Origin of the sequence: Amycolatopsis sp. MtRt-6, assembly GCF_017308975.1 — a bacterium.
In the GTDB taxonomy this organism is placed as follows: Bacteria; Actinomycetota; Actinomycetes; order Mycobacteriales; family Pseudonocardiaceae; genus Amycolatopsis.
In genome coordinates, this window is sequence record NZ_JADWPD010000012.1 from 51,496 (window position 1) to 71,786 (window position 20,291).

Annotated in this window: 18 protein-coding genes; 8 read left to right on the forward strand and 10 right to left on the reverse strand. The window is 72.2% G+C overall.

Translation table 11 applies throughout. The features are described from left to right. Window positions 1-83 precede the first annotated feature (83 nt). Together I4Q55_RS21295 and I4Q55_RS21300 are read right to left on the reverse strand one after the other, a co-directional pair. A complete protein-coding gene (locus I4Q55_RS21295; protein ID WP_206790000.1) occupies window positions 84-1,304 on the reverse strand; it encodes an acetyl-CoA C-acetyltransferase in 1,221 nt (406 codons plus the stop codon). Window positions 1,305-1,426: 122 nt separating this feature from the next. Continuing rightward, a complete protein-coding gene (locus I4Q55_RS21300; protein ID WP_206790001.1) occupies window positions 1,427-1,711 on the reverse strand; it encodes a hypothetical protein in 285 nt (94 codons plus the stop codon). A gap of 128 nt (window positions 1,712-1,839) precedes the next feature. On the opposite strand from I4Q55_RS21300, the gene I4Q55_RS21305 reads away from it, so the two are divergent. From I4Q55_RS21305 to I4Q55_RS21335, 7 genes are all read left to right on the forward strand, one after another. Beyond that, window positions 1,840-2,787: a pentapeptide repeat-containing protein gene (locus tag I4Q55_RS21305; RefSeq protein WP_206790002.1), complete on the forward strand. Its 948-nt coding sequence runs from the start codon at window positions 1,840-1,842 to the stop codon at window positions 2,785-2,787. A 53-nt stretch (window positions 2,788-2,840) separates the two neighbouring features. Continuing rightward, window positions 2,841-2,999 carry a hypothetical protein gene (locus tag I4Q55_RS21310; RefSeq protein WP_206790003.1) on the forward strand — a complete coding sequence of 53 codons (159 nt, stop codon included), beginning with the start codon at window positions 2,841-2,843 and terminating at the stop codon, window positions 2,997-2,999. 228 nt (window positions 3,000-3,227) lie between these two features. Beyond that, the gene (locus I4Q55_RS21315; protein WP_206790005.1) at window positions 3,228-4,598 is read left to right on the forward strand and encodes a cystathionine beta-synthase; all 1,371 of its coding nucleotides are present in this window, start codon (window positions 3,228-3,230) and stop codon (window positions 4,596-4,598) included. 127 nt (window positions 4,599-4,725) lie between these two features. Continuing rightward, window positions 4,726-6,345 carry a hypothetical protein gene (locus tag I4Q55_RS21320; protein WP_206790007.1) on the forward strand — a complete coding sequence of 540 codons (1,620 nt, stop codon included), beginning with the start codon at window positions 4,726-4,728 and terminating at the stop codon, window positions 6,343-6,345. 285 nt (window positions 6,346-6,630) lie between these two features. After that, window positions 6,631-7,152 (forward strand): hypothetical protein, encoded by a 522-nt coding sequence (locus I4Q55_RS21325; protein WP_307793274.1) that lies wholly within the window; start codon window positions 6,631-6,633, stop codon window positions 7,150-7,152. Next, a complete protein-coding gene (locus I4Q55_RS21330; RefSeq protein ID WP_206790009.1) occupies window positions 7,152-7,583 on the forward strand; it encodes a hypothetical protein in 432 nt (143 codons plus the stop codon). Before I4Q55_RS21325 ends, I4Q55_RS21330 begins: the two co-directional genes overlap by 1 nt. A 50-nt stretch (window positions 7,584-7,633) precedes the next feature. Then, window positions 7,634-8,791, forward strand: a complete 1,158-nt coding sequence (locus I4Q55_RS21335; RefSeq protein ID WP_206790010.1) for a cystathionine gamma-synthase — start codon at window positions 7,634-7,636, stop codon at window positions 8,789-8,791. A gap of 97 nt (window positions 8,792-8,888) precedes the next feature. Here I4Q55_RS21335 and I4Q55_RS21340 read toward each other — a convergent pair whose 3' ends face one another. Next, window positions 8,889-9,362, reverse strand: a complete 474-nt coding sequence (locus I4Q55_RS21340; RefSeq protein WP_206790011.1) for a TIGR03618 family F420-dependent PPOX class oxidoreductase — start codon at window positions 9,360-9,362, stop codon at window positions 8,889-8,891. Window positions 9,363-9,443: 81 nt separating this feature from the next. Further along, window positions 9,444-9,716 carry a hypothetical protein gene (locus I4Q55_RS21345; protein WP_206790012.1) on the reverse strand — a complete coding sequence of 91 codons (273 nt, stop codon included), beginning with the start codon at window positions 9,714-9,716 and terminating at the stop codon, window positions 9,444-9,446. A 96-nt stretch (window positions 9,717-9,812) separates the two neighbouring features. On the opposite strand from I4Q55_RS21345, the gene ilvA reads away from it, so the two are divergent. Beyond that, entirely contained in the window at window positions 9,813-11,015 is a 1,203-nt protein-coding gene (gene ilvA, locus I4Q55_RS21350; protein ID WP_206790013.1) for a threonine ammonia-lyase, read from the forward strand. Window positions 11,016-11,069: 54 nt separating this feature from the next. Here ilvA and I4Q55_RS21355 read toward each other — a convergent pair whose 3' ends face one another. The 6 genes from I4Q55_RS21355 to hppD form a co-directional block, all read right to left on the reverse strand. Further along, window positions 11,070-11,888 carry a ferredoxin gene (locus I4Q55_RS21355; RefSeq protein WP_206790014.1) on the reverse strand — a complete coding sequence of 273 codons (819 nt, stop codon included), beginning with the start codon at window positions 11,886-11,888 and terminating at the stop codon, window positions 11,070-11,072. Then, entirely contained in the window at window positions 11,885-13,453 is a 1,569-nt protein-coding gene (locus I4Q55_RS21360) for a TNT domain-containing protein (RefSeq protein ID WP_206790015.1), read from the reverse strand. Before I4Q55_RS21360 ends, I4Q55_RS21355 begins: the two co-directional genes overlap by 4 nt. Window positions 13,454-13,489: 36 nt before the next feature. Next, window positions 13,490-17,977, reverse strand: a complete 4,488-nt coding sequence (locus I4Q55_RS50195) for a DNA/RNA non-specific endonuclease (RefSeq protein WP_206790016.1) — start codon at window positions 17,975-17,977, stop codon at window positions 13,490-13,492. Then, window positions 17,977-18,285 (reverse strand): type VII secretion target, encoded by a 309-nt coding sequence (locus tag I4Q55_RS21370; RefSeq protein WP_206790018.1) that lies wholly within the window; start codon window positions 18,283-18,285, stop codon window positions 17,977-17,979. The genes I4Q55_RS50195 and I4Q55_RS21370 overlap by 1 nt, the downstream gene beginning before the upstream one ends. 10 nt (window positions 18,286-18,295) lie before the next feature. After that, a complete protein-coding gene (locus I4Q55_RS21375; RefSeq protein ID WP_206790019.1) occupies window positions 18,296-18,838 on the reverse strand; it encodes a YbaB/EbfC family nucleoid-associated protein in 543 nt (180 codons plus the stop codon). 162 nt (window positions 18,839-19,000) lie between these two features. Continuing rightward, complete coding sequence (gene hppD, locus I4Q55_RS21380; protein WP_206790020.1) at window positions 19,001-20,200, reverse strand: 4-hydroxyphenylpyruvate dioxygenase; 1,200 nt, start codon at window positions 20,198-20,200, stop codon at window positions 19,001-19,003. Window positions 20,201-20,291 lie beyond the last annotated feature (91 nt).

Sequence of the window (20,291 nt, forward strand, 5' to 3'; positions counted from 1 at the left end):
GGGTGGTCGTGGGGTTTTTGTTGTTTTTTATATAGTCTACACAACCCCACAACCCCCCCCCACGACCGGGGCCGCTGGCAGCCTCAGGAAAGGCGCTCGATGATCAGCGCCATGCCCTGGCCGCCGCCGACGCACATCGTCTCGAGGCCGAACTGCTTGTCGTGGTGCTGCAGGGAATTGATCAGCGTCGACGTGATCCGGGCGCCCGTCATGCCGAACGGGTGGCCCACCGCGATCGCGCCGCCGTTGACGTTCAGCCGGTCCAGCTCGATGCCCAGGTCCTGGTAGGACGGAATGACCTGCGCCGCGAACGCCTCGTTGATCTCGACCAGGTCGATGTCGCCGATCGACAGCCCCGCGCGCGACAGCGCCTGCTTCGACGCCTCGACCGGGCCGTAGCCCATGATCTCCGGCGAAAGCCCGGTGACGCCGGTGGACACGATCCGCGCCAGCGGCGTCAGGCCCAGCTCGCGCGCCTTCGTGTCGGACATGATCACCAGTGCCGCCGCGCCGTCGTTGAGCGCGCAGCAGTTGCCCGCCGTGACGCGGCCGTCGGGGCGGAACACCGGCTTCAGGCCGGAGACGCCTTCCAGGGTGACACCGGCGCGGGGGCCGTCGTCCTTCGAGACGACCGTGCCGTCCGGCAGCGTCACCGGGGTGATGTCCTTGGCCCAGAAGCCGTCCGCGAGGGCCTTTTCGGCCAGGTTCTGCGAGCGCACGCCGAACTCGTCCATCTCCTCGCGCGTGACGCCCTTCAGCCGCGCCAGGTTCTCCGCGGTCTGGCCCATCGCGATGTAGACGTCCGGGACGTCACCGGTGGTGCGCGGGTCGGTCCACGAGTCGGCGCCGGACTCGGCGGTCGCCTTCGTGCGCGCCTCGGCGTCGGCGAACAGCGGGTTGTGCGTGTCGGGCCAGGAGTCCGAGCTGCCCTTGCCGAACCGCGAGACCGTCTCGACGCCGGCCGAGATGAAGACGTCGCCCTCGCCTGCCTTGATCGCGTGGAACGCCATCCGGGTGGTCTGCAGGCTGGAGGAGCAGTACCGGGTGATCGTGCAGCCGGGCAGGTGGTCGTAGCCCAGTTCGACGGCGACCGCGCGGCCCATGTTGAACCCGGACTCGCCGCCCGGCAGGCCGCAGCCGAGCATCAGGTCGTCGATGTCGGCCGGGTCGAGCTGCGGCACCTTGGCCAGCGCCGCCGCGACCATCTGCGCGGTCAGGTCGTCGGGCCGCATGCCGACCAGGGAACCCTTGTTGGCGCGCCCGATCGGGGAGCGCGCGGTGGAGACGATGACGGCTTCAGGCATGACGGGACACATCCTCGTATCGCGAGCTAAGCAGTTGCTCACCATACTGCCGGGTACGGCGGCCGGGAGAAAGCCGGAGCGGCTGTGAGGTTGTCCGGCACCCCGGACTCCGGATCTGCCGCCTAGTTGCTGTCGCACCGCCAGGTGACCTGCCAGTGGCCGGGGCCGCCTCCCCAGCCCACGGCCGTGACCCCCCGGGCCCGGAACCCGTACTTGTTCACGCACTTCGCGTCGGCGGCCGGCCGGGTGTCCGCCTCCAGTGCGGCGTGCGACGGCTGAGTGCTGCTGGTGATGCTGGACGGGATGTCGAAATTGGTGCTCTCGGCACTGGCCGGCGTCGTCCCGAGAGCGAGCAGGGCCAGCACGGCCCCGGTCATCCCGGTGATCCAGCGGGTTGCGGTGCGCATGGTCTACCTCCGGTGGGAGCGGCGGAATCGCAGGGACGACGCTCCCAGCGAGGCGCCTGCGCGGGCACCCGCACGAAGCCAGGATTTGTTGCGTGGATTCCGGGTTCCCCGACTGGCAGGATCACCCTGTGGGGAACCGGCTCGAGCGGGTGCTGCGGACCAGGACCATCGTGCTGTGGGGCGCCGGGCTGCTGGTGGTGGCCGGGGTCGCCGCGGCGGCGCTGCTGACGCTGCTGGGCGGCGGCCGCCCGGAGGACTCGGCCCGGCTCGACGCGCTGAGGACCGCGGCCAACATCGTCGTCGGCACCGGGGGTGCCGCCGCCCTGCTGCTCGCCGCGCGGCGGCAGCGGTCGGCCGAGCTGGACCTGGTGCAGAAGGACCACGACGCCACCGAACGCCGGGTCACCGAGATCTACGGCAAGGCCGCCGACCAGCTGGGCAGCGACAAGGCCCCGGTCCGCCTCGCCGGTCTCTACGCGCTGGAACGGCTGGCCGCCGGGTACGCCGAGCACCGGCAGACCATCGTCAACGTCCTCTGTGCCTACCTGCGGATGCCGTACAAGCACAGCGAGAAGAACGCCGAAGAGCTGCAGGTGCGCAAGACCGCGCAGCGGATCCTGCTGCTGCACCTGCGGCCTAGCTCCGCGGCGCAGCCGAACGAAGCCTTCTGGCCGGACATCGACCTCGACTTCTCGGGGGCGAGGCTGGTCGGGCTGACCCTGACGCACTGCTCGATCCGGTCGATCACCTGCTACGACGCGGAGTTTCTCGAACTGACGTCGTTTCGGGGCACCGAATTCCGCACCAAGGCCGACTTCAACAAGGCGGAATTCAAGGGCCGTGCCGATTTCCGCGGAACCGTTTTCGGCGGCGAACGCGAGAGCTTCAACGGCGCCGTTTTCGCTGGTCCCGCCGATTTTGGCACCAAGTCGGCGGCCCGGCTCGCCGGCGCGCGGGCCAAGCAGGGGTTTCCGCGGACCTGGCCGCCGGGCTGGGAAGAACGGCCGGGCCCCGACGAGGACGGCCTGCGGGAATTGACACGAAAGGATGAACCCGGGCAACCGGCGGGCCGATAGGATCGTCCCACCCGAGAAAGAAGTCGCCATTCCACGCAGGAGGTGAACTGGCGATGATGAAGGTCCAGAACGCTTACTGGACGTCCCTGTCCCTACGGACCGGCTGCACGGCCATCGACGCCGGGCGGAACCTCCGGGACGGGATGACGGCTCAGCGTGCAGCGGCCCTCGGGCCGGTACCGGTGCGGACGAGCGGCTTGGTGGCCGCCTGAGGTCCCCGCCGGGCGGCCCGGCCCCGCGCTCGCTGCCCGGCATCGCCGACGCGCACCCGGAGCTCGCCCGGTGTCAGGCCCTGCTGAGTAGACAACGCCACGGGGCCACCCGTTGCTGATCCGGCCAAAAGCAGGCCGCCCCCCAGGGCGGCACGTAACCGGTGCTCCACGGCCATTCGGCCGTGACTGTGGTCGGACCAGCGACGATCGGCACAGTAGGCTGGTGTCGTGGAGTACGCAGAGCACATCGCAGACCTCGTGGGCAACACCCCGCTGGTCAAGCTGAACTCGTTGGCCAAGGGGCTCAAGCCGCTCGTGCTGGCCAAGGTCGAGTACCTGAACCCGGGTGGCTCGGTCAAGGACCGGATCGCGCTGCGCATGATCGAGGCCGCCGAAGCTTCCGGCGAGCTGCGCCCGGGCGGCACGATCGTCGAGCCGACGTCCGGCAACACCGGCGTCGGGCTGGCCATGGTCGCCCAGCGCAAGGGCTACCAGTGCGTGTTCGTCTGCCCGGACAAGGTCAGCGAAGACAAGCGCAACGTGCTCAAGGCGTACGGCGCCCGCGTCGTGGTGTGCCCGACGGCGGTGCCGCCCGAGCACCCGGACTCCTACTACAACGTCTCCGACCGCCTGGTCCGCGAGATCGAGGGCGCCTGGAAGCCCAACCAGTACGCCAACCCGCAGAACCCGGAGAGCCACTACCACTCGACCGGCCCCGAGCTGTGGAAGCAGACGGACGGGAAGATCACGCACTTCGTCGCGGGCGTCGGCACCGGCGGCACGATCTCCGGCACCGGCAGGTACCTCAAGGAGGTCAGCGACGGCGCCGTGCAGGTCGTCGGCGCCGACCCGGAGGGCTCGGTCTACTCCGGCGGCAGCGGCCGCCCGTACCTGGTCGAAGGTGTCGGCGAGGACTTCTGGCCGGACACCTACGACCGCGGCATCGCCGACGAGATCATCCCGGTCTCCGACGCCGACTCCTTCCAGGTCACCCGCCGCCTCGCGCTGGAGGAGGGCCTGCTGGTCGGCGGCTCCTGCGGGATGGCCGTCGCCGCCGCGCTGAAGCTCGCCGAGCGGCTCACCGAGGACGACGTCGTGGTCGTGCTGCTGCCCGACGGCGGCCGCGGCTACCTCACGAAGGTGTTCAACGACACGTGGATGTCGTCCTACGGCTTCCTGCCGCCCGACTCCTCGGGCGCGACGGTCGCCGACGTGCTCACGAAGAAGAGCGGCTCGCTGCCCGATCTGGTGCACTCTCACCCGAACGAGACCGTCGCCGAGGCCATCGCGATCCTCTCCGAATTCGGCGTGAGCCAGATGCCCGTCGTCAGCGCGGAGCCACCGGTGATGGCGGCCGAGGTCGTCGGCGCCGTCAACGAGCGTGACCTGCTCGACGCCCTGTTCACCGGCAAGGCGCAGCTGGCCGACCGGCTCGAGCAGCACATGTCCCCGCCGCTGCCGACGATCGGCGGCAGCGAGCAGGTGGGCGCGGCGATGACCGCCCTCGAAGGGGCCGACGGCGCGCTCGTGCTGGTCGACGGCAAGCCGGCCGGCGTCGTCACCCGGCACGACCTCCTGGGCTTCCTGGCCGGTCGCTGACCGAGCCTCAAGAAGGACTTAATCGGCGGACCCGGCAGGGGCGTTACGAGCGCCCTGCCGGGCGATCCGATAGCGTGGGCGCGAGTAGAACACTTTCGCGTCCTCGTCAAGGGGGTTCAAGACCCACATGAGTGCACCGCAGCCACCGAACCAGCCGTGGGGTGGCGGCCAGCCACCTCAGGGCCCGCCGAGTGGCCCCCAGCCGCAGCAGGACCCGTTCGGCAGCCCGGAACCGACCCAGGTCGTCCAGCCCGCCCAGTCCCAGGGCGGTTCCCCGTTCGGGGAGACGCCGGAGCCGACCCAGGTCGTCCAGCCGGTCCAGCCGGGTGACGGCGGGGCGGGCGCGACCCAGGCCATGCCGCCGGTCGACGCGAACGCGACCCAGATGGTGAGCCCGGTCGGCGGCGGCGACGCCCCGGTCGCGGACTCGACGCAGCTGGTGCCCCCGGGCTCCCAGCCGCCGGCGATCCCGTACACCCCGCCGCCGAGCGCGGCCGACAACCCGGCCGCGGCCTTCGGCCAGCAGCCCGGTGGTTACGGCCAGCAGCCGGGCGGGTTCGGGCAGCAGCCGGGTGGTTATGGGCAGCAGCAGGGCTTCGGCCAGCCGGGGCAGCCGGGTCAGCCGCCGCAGGGCTTCGGCGCTCCCGGCTTCGGGCAGCAGCCCGGCTTCGGCGGCCAGCCGCCGCAGTTCGGCGGCTCGGCCGGGGGTGGCAACGCCCTGTTCGGCTACATCGCCGGTGGCGTGGTCGCCGTGCTGGGCCTGGTCGCGCTGATCTACTCGTTCAGCTACATGGGCGACGCGAGCGACTACTCGGCGATCTTCGACCGCGCTCCGGACCAGGCGGCGATCCAGCGGGTGCTCGACGCGGCCGGGCTCATCGGCCCGGGCCTGGTCTGGTTCTACGTGATCATGATCCTGCTGGGCTCGCTGATCGCGCTGGCCGGCGGTGTCGGGCTGGCGCTCGCCGGCAAGCTGGGTGGGCTCAAGAAGTTCGTCCCGATCGCGATCGTCGCGGGTGGCGCGCTGCTCACGATCTTCGCTCTGCTGCTGAAGATCGGCATGACGCCGAACGCCGAGACGCTCGCGCAGGCGTCCGCGTCCGAAAAGGACACTTTCGGCCTCGGGCTGCCGCCGCTGATCCTCGGCGTCCTCATCCTCATCGCCGGCGTCCTCGGACTGGTCCCGGCGACGCAGCAGTTCGTCGGCCTCGGCGACGGCGGTGCCGCGCCGGGCGGGCCGCAGGGCTTCGGCGGACCGCCGCAGGGCTTCGGTGGCCCTCCGGGCGGGTACGGCCAGCCGGGTGGGTTCGGCCAGCCGGGCCAGCCCGGTGGCTACGGCCAGCCGGGTCAGGGTTACGGCCAGCCGGGTCAGCCGGGCGGCTTCGGTCAGCCGGGCGGGCCCAACCCGTCCAGCGGCGGGTTCCCGCAGCCGGGCCAGCCGGGCGGGTACGGCCAGCCGGGTCAGCCCGGTGGGGCCAACCCGTCGAGCGGGGGTTTCCCGCAGCCGGGGCAGCCGGGTGGGTACGGCCAGCCGGGCGGCTTCGGTCAGCCGGGCCAGCCGGGCGAGTACGGCCAGCCGGGACAGCCGGGCGGGTACGGCCAGCCTGGTCAGCCGGGTCAGGGTTACGGCCAGCCGGGCCAGCCAGGCCAGCCGCCGCAGGGCTGGGGCCAGCCGCCGGGCCAGCAGGGCCCGCCGAGCGGTGGCTTCGGCCAGCCGGGGCAGCCCCCGCAGCAGCAGCAATGGTGAACTAGCGCACCTCTTCGTGCCCCGGAGCCGATTCGGCTCCGGGGCACGCTGCATTCATGGCGGGATTCGCAATTGTCCGAAGAGGACAATGGGGTGGATATCAGCACGGCCCGTGACCGCGTGACAGGATTTCTGCCGCTACCGTACAAAAATGATCTTGGGTTCCGCCGTCCGGCCGAATTCCGTTCTTTTTCGGGACCGCTTCCGGGAATTCCCACTAGGGTGAGCGCCGTCGTCCCGCGCTCGGCTGATGGGGGAGTTGTGACCGGTCCGCACGGATATCCGGTGTCGCGTTCGCATTCGTATTCATCGACTCGGCCATCCGGAGTAACGGCGGTCCTCGCCGCGCTGCTCGGATTTCCGGCCGCGGTCGCCGCCGGGTACGTGCCGGTCAAGATCTTCCTCGACATGCCCGCCGAATTCAGCCTCGGCGCGTTGCCCACCTGGGTGCTGGTGGACCTGGCCGGGTACGTCGTCGCGGGCCTCGTGCTGCTCCTCGGTTCCCTGGCGACGCTGTTCCGCGCGACGGCGGGCGCGGTCCTGCTCGGCCTCGGCGCGCTCCTGGCCATCGGCGCCCTGCTGACCGAGCCGATGTCGGTGGGTGTGCCCCCGGCCCGCTTCGTCGACGCGATGTTCACCCACGGCGGGTTCGCCATGGTCGACCGCGTCGGCCTCGCCGCGCTGGCGGTGCTGGTGCTGGTGCTGGCGTTCCTGCCGCCGACGTTCCGGTACCTGCGCTACCGCACGTCGGTGCTGCCGGTGCTGTCCGGCCAGGGTGCCTACTCGTCCTCGTCGCGGAGCTGGTGATGGACGTCGCAGCACCGCCGAAGCCCGGCGCGGCGACCGCGATCACGGCCGGGGTGCTCGCCGTGCTCGGCGGCCTGTGGTTCCTGACGGGCATCTTCTGGTGGAGCCTCGTCTACGGCTTCGGGCAGCAGGACCTGCTGGTCCCCGGCCAGATCACCGACGCGGTCATCGGCCTGCTCCTCCTGCTCGGCGGAACCTCGCTGCTCGCGCGCGTGGAGGCGGGCCGCGTGCTGTGCCTGGTGGCCGCGGTCCTCGGGCTGGTCGCGCCGATCGTCGGCCTCGCGCTCCGCCACCAGCGCATCCTCTTCATCGTGGGCGGGCCCACGGGCATCGATCCCGATGCGCCGCGCGCGATCGTCATCGCGGTGCCGTTTGTGGCCCTGCTGGTGCTGGCGGCCCTGCCGGCCACCCGCCGCTGGACCCGGCTCTGAGATCCATCCCACCTGACGGGAATGTCGGAGGCGGCCCGTACGCTGAACCAATGGTGGACGACTACTCCGTATTGGGCTTCGAGACGCGCGCGATCCACGCCGGTCAGCAGCCCGACCCCCGCACCGGCGCGGTGATCGTGCCGATCTACCAGACCTCGACCTACGCGCAGGACGGCGTGGGCGGGACCCGCGAGGGCGACTACGAGTACTCGCGCACCGCGAACCCGACCCGGTCGGCGCTGGAGGAGGCGCTGGCCTCGCTGGAAGGCGCCCGGCACGCGCTGGCCTTCGCCTCCGGCATGGCCGCCTCCGACGTGGTGCTGCGCAGTACCCTCCGCCCCGGTGACCACCTCGTGCTCGGCAACGACGCGTACGGCGGCACGTTCCGCCTGATCGACAAGGTGCTCAGCCTGTGGGGCGTCGAGCACACCGTCGCCGACCTGGCGAACCTCGACGAGGTGCGGGCCGCGATCCGGCCCGAGACCAAGCTGATCTGGTGCGAGTCGCCGACCAACCCGATGCTCGGCATCGCCGACATCGCCGCGCTGGCCGGGGTCGCGCACGACGCCGGCGCCCGCCTGGTGGTCGACAACACCTTCGCGACGCCGTACCTGCAGAACCCGCTGGCGCTGGGCGCCGACATCGTCCTGCACTCGACGACGAAGTACCTCGGCGGCCACTCCGACGTCGTCGGCGGCGCGATCATCACGAACGAAGACGAGCTGCGCGAGCAGTTCTTCTACCTGCGCAACGCCGCGGGCGCGGTGCCGGGGCCGTTCGACGCGTGGCTGACCCTGCGCGGCATCAAGACCCTCGCCCTGCGCATGGAGCGGCACAGCGACAACGCCGAGAAGATCGTCCAGGCGCTGGTCAACCACCCCAAGGTGGCCAAGGTCTACTACCCGGGCCTGCCGGAGCACCCGGGCCACGAGACGGCGGCGAAGCAGATGCGCCGCTTCGGCGGCATGGTGTCCTTCAGCCACGTCGACGGCGAAGCGGCGGCCCTGGAAGTGGCTTCGCGCACGAAGCTGTTCATCCTCGCCGAGTCGCTCGGCGGCATCGAGTCGCTGATCGAGCACCCGGGCAAGATGACCCACGCGAGCACGGCGGGGTCGACCCTCCAGGTCCCGGCCGACCTGCTGCGCCTCTCGGTCGGCATCGAGGACGGCCGCGACCTGGTGGCCGACCTGCTGGCCGCCCTGGGCTGAGCCCCAAGCGCCCCAATGTGGCCTTGGTTGCGCTCAACGCACCGAAGGCCACATTGGGTGCGTTGGACGCACCGAAGGCCACATTGGGGCGCTCTGGTCAGCGCACGTCGAGACCGCCGCCGTAGAGCCGTTCCACCCGGAGCGTGATCACCACGCGGCGGTCTTCGACCATGTTCCGCAGGAACGCGGCCTCGGCCCCGGGGTCGTCGAACGGCGCCTGCATCGCGAGCAGCGCCCGGCCGGTCTCGTCCCCGGGCACCGAGCTGACCGGCGACACCTCGGCCACGCCCTCCGCGACGGCGAAGGCCAGGTGGTCGTCGCTGCTGACGTACAGCGACGCGTGCGGGTCACGCGCCAGCTGGCGCACCTTCGCGCGTCCCGCCGTCGACCCGATCCGCACGACGCGCTCCGCCGGATCCCACGCGTAGGCGACAGTGGACAGGTGCGGGAAGCCACCTCGGTTGACCGTGGCCAGCGCGCCCAGGCTGTGGGCGCCCAGCAGCCGGCTCGACGCTTCTTCGGTGGGCTTGGCGGGGCCGGGACCGCGGCCCGGCTCGTAAACGGTGGTCACCCGGTGATCATCGACGACCCGCACGACCTGCGGAAGAAGGCACTTTCGTGTTCCCCGGGCACACGGGGGTAACCCACCAGGTCAGGGGTTGTAGTTGCCGTGCGCCGCACCGCCGGTCGCCGGCGTGCCGGTGGCCGGCAGCTTCGCGCCGTCGACGCAGCCGCCGACCAGCTCGACGTGGCTGTCGTGGCGGATGTACTGGGCGGGGGCGCCGCACGAGGCGCTGTCCACCGTGAAGTACGCGGCGCCGGTGAGCGCGGCGGCCGAGGCCAGCCCGACCACGAGCGGGAGCAGGCCGGCGGAGCGGGTGGCGCGAGCCCGTCGGGCGGCGTTCGCGTCGTTCCCGGATGCCATAGGTTGCTCCTTGTTTACCGCCTGTTGACGCGTCCCAGGGTACCCGGCCGATGGTCCGGTCAACCTGTGGAGTTCCTGAGTGGCATAGTCCGCCGCATGGAACTCGTCACCCTCGAGCGGATCCAGGCCGCCCGGGAGCTCCTCAAAGGAGTGACCCGGGTGACGCCGATGGAGCACGCGCGCGACCTGCGCCGGCTCCACGGCGGCCCAGTGCACCTGAAGTGCGAAAACCTGCAGCGGACGGGGTCGTTCAAGATCCGCGGCGCCTACACCCGCATCCACGGCCTGACCGAGGCCGAACGCGAACGCGGCGTCGTCGCGGCCAGCGCCGGCAACCACGCGCAGGGCGTCGCGCTGGCGTCGTCGCTGCTGGGCGCCAAGTCGACCGTCTTCATGCCGCTGCGGGCCCCGCTGCCGAAGCTCGCCGCCACCCGCGGCTACGGCGCCGACGTCCACCTCCACGGCGCCCTCCTGGAGGAGACGCTCCGGGCCGCCATCGAGTTCGGCGAGCGGACCGGCGCCGTGTTCATCCACCCCTTCGACCACCCGGACGTCATCGCCGGCCAGGGCACGGTCGGCCTCGAGATCCTCGAGCAGGTGCCGGGCGTCAAGACGATCCTGGTCGCGACCGGCGGCGGCGGGCTGGTCGGCGGCGTCGCGTCGGCGGTGAAGGCGCTGCGCCCGGACGTCCGCGTCGTCGGCGTCCAGGCCGAGGAGGCCGCCGCGTACCCGCCGTCGCTGGCGGCGGGCGCCCCGGTGCGGCTGAGCACGACCTCGACCATGGCCGACGGGATCGCGGTGGGCGAGCCCGGCTTGGTCAGCTTCGCCCACGTCGAGTCGCTGGTCGACGACGTCGTGACGGTGTCCGAGCAGTTCCTGTCCCGCGCGGTGCTGCTCTGCCTGGAGCGGCGCAAGCTGGTGGTCGAGCCGGCCGGCGCGGCGACGGTCGCGGCGCTGCTGCAGCACCCCGGCGTGTTCGAGCCCCCGGTGGTGGCCATCCTCTCGGGCGGCAACGTCGACCCGGTGCTCCTGCTGCAGATCATCCAGCACGGCATGACGGCGGGCGGCCGCTACCTGCGGCTGCGGCTGCGGGTCCCGGACCGCCCGGGGTCACTGGTCGGCGTGCTGTCGTGCGTCAGCGAGCTGGGCGCGAACGTGCTCGACGTCGAGCATTCGCGCATCTCGGGCAGCCTCGACCTCGGCGAGGCCGACGTCGTGCTCGCGCTGGAGACCCGCGGGCCCGAGCACTGCAAGGAGGTCGAGATCGCCCTGGCGGACGCCGGCTACAGCGTGGTCTGAGTTGTTCGGGGGTTCGGGTGGCGGAGCCCCCGACTCGGGGCGAAGCCCCGGATGTCACTGAGTGATGGCGGCCAGTGCCAGGTCCGTGGCGGCCTCGGACACCTCGTCCGGCGCGGTGTAGCGCCGGGCCCGGATGTGGGCGACCAGCTCCGGGTCCGGCGGCACGCCGTGCTCGCGCAGGTAGTACGCGACCGCGCCGGGCCAGGCCCAGACGCCGTCCGTGCGGAAGTTCAGCGGCACGGCGTCCGTGCGGTCCGGCGCGAACGCGTCGGGCCCGTTGCTGCGGGACGCCAGGATCACCGGTGCCGCGTCCAGGTAGGCGAGCAGCTGCCCGGCCTCGGCGGGGGCCACCGGCGGCCGCCGGACGAGCGGGCGGCCGGAGGCGTCCAGGCCGTCGTAGATCCGCGGCGTCCGGACGCCCTCCTCGCCGGACGGGCCGGCCGCGCGCCGCCGCAGCCAGTCCGGGACCTGCTGGTCGGCGCGCGGGAACAGCCGCAGCTCGTCCTGGAAGCCGATCGGCGGCGGGGTGCGCCGCCACCGCGGCTCCCGGTCGAAGCCGAAGTCGGCGCCGACGCCCTGCCCGGGGTCGACGGTCAGCACCGCGCCCAGCCAGGTGCCCGCCCCCGGCCGGTACATGCCCGCGCGCAGCGTGCCCAGGAGCTGGAGCAGTTCCGGCGGCGGCTGGACCGCGCGCGGCACGCCGTCCTGGCCGGTGACGACGACGTCGGCTTCGATGTGCCGTCCGGCCGCGCGGTACTCGGCCCGGACCTGCCGCCAGGTGCCCGGCGGGGCCAGCGACGCCAGCCCGTGCCCGATCCGGTTGACGAGCTGCTGTTGCTGCTCGGGGCCCAGCGGCACCGGCGGGGTGGTCATCGGTCCTCCGCCGCCGGCGGCCGGGTCGTCGCCTGCGGGACCTCCTCGACGGCCCCGTCGGCCAGGAGGTCGGCGACCGGCCGCGCCAGCACGTAGGCCGTGCCGCCGCCGGGCTGGTCGTACCAGGGGACGGCGGTGCCGGTGACGGCCCGCACGGGCCGGCGCAGGCGGTACACGTGGTAGGCCCAGCTTTGGACCTCCGCCGGCTCCGACCGGTGGGGCCACTCGGTCCGCGCGGCGTACAGCGTGTTGCCGTCCGGGTCGCCGTAGCGGTCCAGCTCGGTGCCCGGCGGCAGCGTGACCAGGCGTTTCCCGCCGTACATCTGCAACCCGGCGTCACCGCCGACGGGCTGGATGGGCCACTGGTCCGTGGGGCGCTTGGCGTCCGGCGGCAGTTCGTCGCGGAGCGCACTCCGGTCCAGGTAGAGGTGACCGGTGAAGTAGCGGGCCGCGCCCACGGCGGTGGGGAAGGTGGCGAGGTCCAGCCGCTGGTCGCCCCGGGCCCGGAAGACCGCCCACCCGTCGTCTTCGCGGACCAGGCACCAGGCGCCGTCGGCGACCTCGCCGATCCGGTAGCGGGCCGCGGGGATCTCGAGCTCGGCCGCGGCGTCTTCGGCCGCGCGCAGGGCTTCCTTGGCCGCCGCCTCCGGGTCGTCCGGGCTCGACGGCGTCATCGCGGCGCCTGTCGCCTCGGCCAGCCAGCCGGGCAGCGCGTTGCCGGTCCGCGGGAACCGCGCGAGCTCACGGGCGAACTCGGCCACCGGCCGCGGCCCGTCCCACGCCGGCTCGTCGTCCCACGTGTACGTGTACTCGATGGCGGAGTTGAGCGAGACGTGCGCGACGGCCTGGAACCAGGTGCCCCGGCCTTCGGCGTACATGGCGGCCCGCAGCTCGGCGAACAGCTCGGCGACCTCCCGCGGCGGCTCCCACGGGGCCAGGCCGCCGTCGGTGGCCCGGCGCACCAGCACCGGCAGTTCGGTGTACCCGCCGATCGCCCGGTAGGTGAGCATCACCTGCGTCCAGTCCGGCGGCACGGACAGCGCGACGATGTTCGCGATCTGGTCCCAGTACCAGTTCTGCTCCCGCGGGTTCAGCGGCGGCCGCGGCCGCGCGACCGGGACGTCTCCGGGTACCGGACGGCCCGCCTCGGCGAGCCGCGCGCGCAGCCACGGCTGGATGTTCTCCGGGTCGCGCGGGTAGGCGTCGAGGTCGCGCACCCACCCCGCCGGGTCGATCGAGGGCGCCCAGTGCGGGTCCCAGTCCAGGTTGAACAGCGTCTGGATGCGCCCGGGCGGGTTGATCATGTAGCGCATCGAGAACCACGTGCCCTCGCCCGGCACGTAGTACGCGTCGCGCATGCGGCGCACGGCGGGCACGACCCGGTCCGGCACCGGGACCGGAACCTGGCTCCCGTCGGCCAGCAGGACGGTGAGGACGAAGTCCTGGACGTCGACGTTGACCCGGCTCACCAGGTCGATCCGCCGCCATCCGGGGGGCGCGACGTCGACGAGGGCGTTGCCCACTTCGTGCGACTGCTCCCGCCACTGCGAGGCGTCACGAGGCATGAGTGCCGGTCCTTTCTGGTGCCGCGGCCGGTCGCATCAGGACGCTCCGGCCGGGGTGTTCGGGAAGCTGCGCATGTGGACGCTCCGGTTGCCGGCCGCGTCCACCTCGACCCACCGTACTTGGATGGTGTGCGGGACCAGATCGCCGTCGTGCCGCATCGGGAACACGTCGATGCCGTCGATCTTGCCGCCCTTCCGCAGGTGCTCGGCGAGGTCGGATTCGAAGGCGTACCAGTGGTCGGGCCCGGCCTGCTTCGGCCAGCCCTGGTTCTGCGGCCGCCACTGGGACATCATGTTGACCAGCTCGCCGGGCCCGCGGAACTGGTTGCCGGCGATGTGCCCGCCGTCGTAGAGCCCCATGCCCGCGCCCAGGCGGCCCGACTCGCCCTGCGACGTGCCGTCCCGCCGCAGGAGCTCTTCGCTCGGAGCGAGCTCGGGCTGGTGCGAGTGCCCGTGCACGGTCTGGGCCGGGCCGCCGTCGACCTCGGGCCCGGTCTGGTAGGTGAACCGGCCGCCGTCCACGTCGTAGACCATGTTCGGAGCGGGGTTGTTGAGGTCGGGGTGGTGCGGCCGGAAGGTCTCGACCACCGCGACGTTCCCGTGCTCGTCGGTCCAGTACACCGACCGCACCTGGTCGATCCTGCGGTTGCCTTCGCGGTAGTCGCTGTGCACGACGTACCTGGAGTTCGGCTCGAGGTCCGGGTGGGAGTCCAAAAAGGACTTGCCGCTGGGCAGCTTGACGTCGTGCTGCTGCGCGCCCCGGAACCGCTCCGGGTCCGCGACGCCGTGCGGCACCTCGGCGTCGGGGTCGATCCGCTGCCGCAGGTGGACTTCGGGGTTGCCCGGGAGGTTTTCGATGGCTCGCCAGTCCGGGTTCGTCCGCGCGATCCGGCCCGACTCGACCTCCGCCCAGCGGACGTGGCCGTCCGCGTCGGTGTGGAAGGTGCCGCGGTGGACGCCGTTGGAGTCGGTGACGTCGTACCGGCGGTGCGGCTCGTACGGGCCGCCCTCGGCGAAGGACTGCCGCGGGCCCGGCGCGTCCGGGTGGTCGCGGCCGATTTCGACGGTGGGACCTTCGAAGTCCGGCCGGTGGTACTGCACCGAGGGGTGCGGCACGCCGTCGGCGTCGGTGTGGAAGGTCTGGTGGTGCCCGTCGACCTCGACGCGGTAGGTGGTGTCCGGGTGCGGGTGGGTGACGTCCGGGTTCGGGCGGTAGTCCGGGTTCGGCTTGAACGCCGGATCCGCCTGCCCGGTGGGAATCCGCGGCGGCACGTTCGGGTGCGAAGCGTCGATGTGCGTGACGCGGCCGGTGCCATCGGTGTGGTAGGTGCCGCGCGGCGTCCCGTCGGCGTCGACGACCTGGTAGGACCGGTTCGGCTGAAGCGGCTGGTCGCCGGGAAAGCGTTCACCGGCCCGCGGCGGCCGCGGCGCGTCCGGGTGCGTGCTGCCCGGCCCGACGGGAACGGAGTCCCCGCCGGTCGGGGTGAAGTCCGTGCCGTGCTGCGGGTTCCGCCGCACCTCGGCCTGGTGCTGCGGATCGGTGAGTTCCCGTTCCTGTTGCCGCGAAAGGGGATTCCGGTCTTCGGGAACGGCATCGGGGTCCTGGCCGGCGCCGGGCTGCTGCCGCTGCCGGGTGTCGTCGTCACCGCGGTGCCGCGAGCTGCCGGCATCGACATCGCGCGGATCGTGGTGCCGGGTGTCCGGGGCGAAGCCGCCGTCACCGGCCGCGTGCGTGGAGCCGTCGGGACGGTGGACGCTCCACTCGCCATCGGGCGGAATGCGCGGCCGCAGCTTCCCGTCCGGGCCGATTTCGTAGCCGGAGGAGAAGACACGCCCGTGCGAGTCGGTCCAGGCGGGCTTGCTGGGCGCGAGCACCTCGGTGTCGAGTTCCCGCGAGAGCCGGTGCGCGAAGTCGTTCGAGCCGGCATCGCACCCGATGAGCCGGACGGGCCGGCCGTCGTAGTCCCCGTTCCGCCGCAGGACATCGGCGAATTCTTCGGGGGTGTAGAGCCGGTTCCCGATGCGGGCGTGGCCGTCCGGAGTGACGTGGACATCGACGGTGTAGCGGCCGTCGGGGTCGGGTTGGACGCGGTGGGGGAGGTCGCCCATGTCGGGATCGCCGGCGTGGTAGGAGCTGCCGGCGGGGGTGGATTCGGCGTGCCGGGCGTTGACCTCGTCGGGGGCGAGGGGGTCGGTGTGGTGGGGGAGGTCGGGGTCGTGCGGGCCGGGGCCGTTGTTGTGGGGGTTGTTGTCGTGGGGGCCGGGGGTGCCGTTGTCCGGGCTGTGCGGGCCGCCGGGCCGGGTGTCGGTGCCGTGCGGACCGGGGTGGCTGGGGGCGCCGTTGTCGGGGCCGCCCGGCCGGGTGTCGGTGCGGACAGGAGTGCTGTTGTCCGGGCCGTGGGGGCCGCCGGGCCGGGCGTCCGGGCCGTGCGGGCTGGGGCGGGCGGGTGTGGGGCCGCCGGGGCGAGTGTCGGGGCCGTGGGTGCCGGGGCCGAAGCCGCGGGCCGCGGGGGCGGGCTCGGGTGCGTCGGGCGTCCGGGGGCGTCCGGCGGGGAGGTCGCCGCCGGTGCGGGGCCGTCCGGGCGCGTCGACGTGCGCGCCGGGCGTGCCCGGGGTACCGGTCCAGCCGGCCCCGCCACCGGTGCGCGGCGAAGCGTTCCCGCCGAGACCACCCCCACCGAGCGCCCCACCACCGGGCGGCATGCCACCCATCGCCGGCTGGCCACCACCCTGCGGCGGAATCCCATCGCCCCCACCCCGAGGCGACGGCACGGCATCACCGGCCCCGGCACTGGTCCGCGGAGCGGCGGGCGCGGTCCCACTGGCCGAGGTCCCCTCGGCCCGCGGCGGCGCGGCACTGCTGGGCGTATCGGACCCATCCGTGCGCGCGGCAGGCGACGAGCCGGAGTGCGCGGGAGCCGGAGCCCCATCGCCCCCACGCGACGGCGAGCTGTCCCCGCCCCGAGCGGGCGAGGGAGTGGTGTCGCCGCCGTGCGGCGGCGTGCTGTCGGCACCCCGGGTGGGCGAAGGGCTGCCATCGCCGGCGTGCGACGGTGTGCTGTCCGCACCCCGGGTGGGTGAGGGCGTGCTGTCCGCACCCCGGGTGGGCGAAGGGCTGCCATCGCCGGCGTGCGACGGCGTGCTGTCCGCACCTCGGGCAGGTGAGGGGCTGGTGTCGCCGCCGTGCGGGGTGCTGTCCGCGCCCCGAACAGGTGAGCTGTCCCCACTTCGGCCAGGTGAGGGACCGGTGTGCGGCGTGCTGTCGGCACCCCGCGCGGGCGAGGGGCTGCCATCGCCGGCATGCGACGCGGTGCCGTCCCCACCACGAGCAGGCGAGGGAGTGCCGTCACCCCCACGCGACGGCGAACCATCCCCACCTCGGCCCGGCGAGCCATCCCCACCGCGGGAAGGCGAGCCGTCCCCCGAGCGCGCCGTCGACGGGCTCCCGTCCGGCGACCCGTCCCGCCCCGCCGACGAACTGTCACCCGCGTGCGACGGCGCACCGTCCTCACCGTGCGCCGACTCTCGGCCCGAGCTCCGGCGCGAGCCGGGGTCGGAACTCGGCGAATCCCCGTCCGCGCGGCCGGGATCGCCCGAGTCGCCGGAAGAGCCATCCGGCGATTCCCCGTCCCCGTGGGCGCGCGCACGAACCCCGCCGCCCTCCTTCGGGATCTTCCGGACGAACCCGCCCTCCTTGACCTTCAGCCCGTCGAGCCCGCTGACCTTGCCCAGCACCTTCCCGAAGACCTTCGCGATCTTCTCGAACAGATCCACCAGCTTCGACAGCAGCGGCGACACTTGCCGGATCGTGTCGGTCAGCTTCTTGAGCAGCTCGCCGATCTTCTTGCCCCACTTGGCGATCGCCGCCGACGCCTGGGCCACCACCACCGGTGTGCCGAAGCCGAGGCTGAACACCGTCTCCATCACCCAGGCGATCAGCTTGCCGACCAGGTCCGCGATCAGCTGCCGCACCGTCTCGCGGACGAACGACACGACCTGGCCCATGATCATCGTGACCGTGCTGATCGCACCCGCCACCGTCGCCGCGCCCGACAGCGCGTCCGAGTGTTCCGCCGCGAACTTGCGGTACGCGTCCGCGCCCGCGCCGGTCCAGCCCGTCGTGCCGTTCTTGACCGCGTTGTCGAAGTCCGTCTTGCGCTCGCCCAGCGCCTTCGAGACGTTGCCCCAGGTGTCCGCATAGGACTGGATCACCGGCGGGTTGCCCGCCAGCGAATCCAGCATGTCCTTCAACGGCTGGATGTGCTCCATCAGGAACGACGCCACCGACGACATCAGGTACCCGAACGGGTCGATCGCCGCGCCGGCGACCTCGCCCGCCAGCGACAGCATCCCGAGGCCGCCGGAAACCCAGTCGCCGTCCTTGATGCCGTTGAACGCGTCCATCGACGACTCGGCGATGCCGATGCCGCCGGCCCAGCCGTAGTCGCCGTTGCCCGCCGTGAACGCGCCCGGCCCGTCCGGATCCTGCTTCGCCTGCGCGACGAGCGGGTTCCCCTCCGGCATCACGCGCCGCCCGCGGACTTGTTCAGGTCGTCGGCGACGCCCGTCTCGTACCGGCGGTAGGCCGCCGCGGCCTCGCGCACCTTGCCCGACACCGCCGTCATCGCCTGCACGGCGTCCTTGAGCGCGTCGATCCCGTACTGCTCCACCGGGTCCAGCAGCATCCGGAACGGCTGGCAGAGGATGCCGTACGCGTCGGTCGGCATGCTCACCTGGTTCGCCGCGTCGACGGCCTGCTGCAGCCCGTCACCGATGGCGTCGAGCCGCTTCGCGTGCGCCGTGAGGTCGGTGCTGAGTTCCACGTCTGCCACGGTTTCCCCCTCAGGACAGGATCGATCCGCCGAAGTCGTCGTCATCGTCGTCGGCCGGGCGGCGGCGACGCGGCTGTTGCTGAGCAGGCGGCGGGGTGCGCGGCGCAGCAGGCGGCTCCTCGGCGTCCTCCGGCAGGAACCGGCGGACGCGGTCGGGCTCCGGGAACGCCGGCTCGGCCTCGGGCGGCGGCGCCGGGAAGGTGCTCTGCGCCTCGCGGACGATCTCCGCCGCGGCCTGGTCGCCCGTGCCGGTGGTCTCGGCCATGGCCTGCTGCAGCAACTCCGGGATCCGCGCCTGCGCCCGCTGCACCAGGTGCATCACCTGCGCCGACACCTCGGCCATCCGCTTCCCGGCCGCGGTTTCGGCGATGACGAGGTCCTTCAGCAGCCCGCGCGAATCGATCGTCACCTGGACCGTGCCGTCCTTGGACCGCTCGGTGACCGTCTGGCCCTGCATGCGATCGGCCAGCGCCTGGTACCGGGCGGCGTTCTCCTCGAGCCGCTTGGTCCAGTTGTCGATCATCGCGTCGCTGGCGTCGATGCTGTCCGGCATCACGGCCCTCCTCTTGAGCTTCTCCACACTGACGGATCCGGGCCGCCCGCGGTTCCCGAAACACGCAGAAAGCCACCATAGGGGACCCGGAGGTCTCCTACGGTGGCTCTCCCGCGCTATCTGTCAGAGGTTGCCGCGGCTGTGTCTGATGGCGCCTCGGCGTTAAAGATTGCCTCGGCGCTCCTGTTCCCGCTCGATCGCCTCGAACAGCGCCTTGAAGTTGCCCTTCCCGAAGCCCAGCGAGCCGTGCCGCTCGATCAGCTCGTAGAACACGGTCGGCCGGTCGCCGATCGGCTTGGTGAAGATCTGCAGCAGGTAGCCGTCCTCGTCGCGGTCGACCAGGATGCTGTGCTCCTTGAGCACCTCGATCGGCACGCGGACGTTGCCGATCCGGGCACGCAGCTCCGGGTCGTCGTAGTAGGAGTCCGGCGTGTCGAGGAACTCGACGCCGGCGGCGCGCATCGCCGTCACCGTGGCGATGATGTCGTTGGTGGCCAGCGCGATGTGCTGGCAGCCGGCGCCGTCGTAGAACTCGAGGTACTCGTCGATCTGCGACTTCTTCTTCGCGACGGCGGGCTCGTTGAGCGGGAACTTGACGCGGTGGTTGCCGTTCGAGACGACCTTGCTCATCAGCGCCGAGTACTCGGTCGCGATGTCGTCGCCGACGAACTCCGCCATGTTCACGAAGCCCATGACGCGGTGGTACCAGTCGACCCAGTAGTCCATCTTGCCGAGCTCGACGTTGCCGACGCAGTGGTCGACGGCCTGGAACAGCCGCTTCGGCGCGCCTTCGGGCCGCTTGATCGCGCTCTCGCGCGGCTCGTAGCCGGGCAGGTACACGCCGGTGTAGCGCGACCGGTCGACCAGCGAGTGGCGGGTCTCGCCGTAGGTCGCGATGGCGGCGACGCGCACGGTGCCGTGCTCGTCGGAGACGTCGTGCGGCTCTTCGAGGATCGTCGCGCCCTGCGCGCGGGCGTGCTCGACGCACTTGTCGACGTCGGTGGTCTCGAGCGCCAGGTCGATGACGCCGTCGCCGTGCTTGCGGTGGTGGTCGAGCAGCGGCGAGTCCGGCTTGACGCCGCCGGTGATGACGAACCGGGCCGAGCCGGACTTCAGCACGTAGGACTTGCGGTCGTAGTTCCCGGTTTCGGGACCGGAGTACGCGACGAGCTGCATCCCGAACGCGATCTGGTAGTACCAGGCGGTCTGGGTGGCGTTGCCGGCGATGAACACCACCGCGTCCATGGCCTTGACCGGGAACGGGTCGGTCGAGGCGTCGTGGTCGACGAGCCCGACCAGCTGACGCAGCTGGTCATAGCTGACGTCGTCGAGGGCACCCTGGGGTTCGGCAGTCTGGGTCATACCCGAAGGATCTGCCCTGTCTGGCAAGATGTGCAATGGAGACAGTTTTTGCTGGACAATCTGCCTAGTGATCATCGGACAACGGCGGTCA

Coding starts and splice junctions, on each gene's coding strand:
- I4Q55_RS21300 (WP_206790001.1), bottom strand. CDS start 1,711: ATGCGCACCGCAACCCGCTGGATCACCGGGATGACCGGGGCCGTGCTG.
- I4Q55_RS50195 (WP_206790016.1), bottom strand. CDS start 17,977: ATGCCGGAGGGGAACCCGCTCGTCGCGCAGGCGAAGCAGGATCCGGAC.
- I4Q55_RS21375 (WP_206790019.1), bottom strand. CDS start 18,838: ATGCCGGACAGCATCGACGCCAGCGACGCGATGATCGACAACTGGACC.
- I4Q55_RS21330 (WP_206790009.1), top strand. CDS start 7,152: ATGGACGTCGCAGCACCGCCGAAGCCCGGCGCGGCGACCGCGATCACG.
- I4Q55_RS21335 (WP_206790010.1), top strand. CDS start 7,634: ATGGTGGACGACTACTCCGTATTGGGCTTCGAGACGCGCGCGATCCAC.
- I4Q55_RS21345 (WP_206790012.1), bottom strand. CDS start 9,716: ATGGCATCCGGGAACGACGCGAACGCCGCCCGACGGGCTCGCGCCACC.
- I4Q55_RS21310 (WP_206790003.1), top strand. CDS start 2,841: ATGATGAAGGTCCAGAACGCTTACTGGACGTCCCTGTCCCTACGGACC.
- I4Q55_RS21355 (WP_206790014.1), bottom strand. CDS start 11,888: ATGACCACCCCGCCGGTGCCGCTGGGCCCCGAGCAGCAACAGCAGCTC.
- I4Q55_RS21295 (WP_206790000.1), bottom strand. CDS start 1,304: ATGCCTGAAGCCGTCATCGTCTCCACCGCGCGCTCCCCGATCGGGCGC.
- hppD (WP_206790020.1), bottom strand. CDS start 20,200: ATGACCCAGACTGCCGAACCCCAGGGTGCCCTCGACGACGTCAGCTAT.
- ilvA (WP_206790013.1), top strand. CDS start 9,813: ATGGAACTCGTCACCCTCGAGCGGATCCAGGCCGCCCGGGAGCTCCTC.
- I4Q55_RS21320 (WP_206790007.1), top strand. CDS start 4,726: ATGAGTGCACCGCAGCCACCGAACCAGCCGTGGGGTGGCGGCCAGCCA.
- I4Q55_RS21360 (WP_206790015.1), bottom strand. CDS start 13,453: ATGCCTCGTGACGCCTCGCAGTGGCGGGAGCAGTCGCACGAAGTGGGC.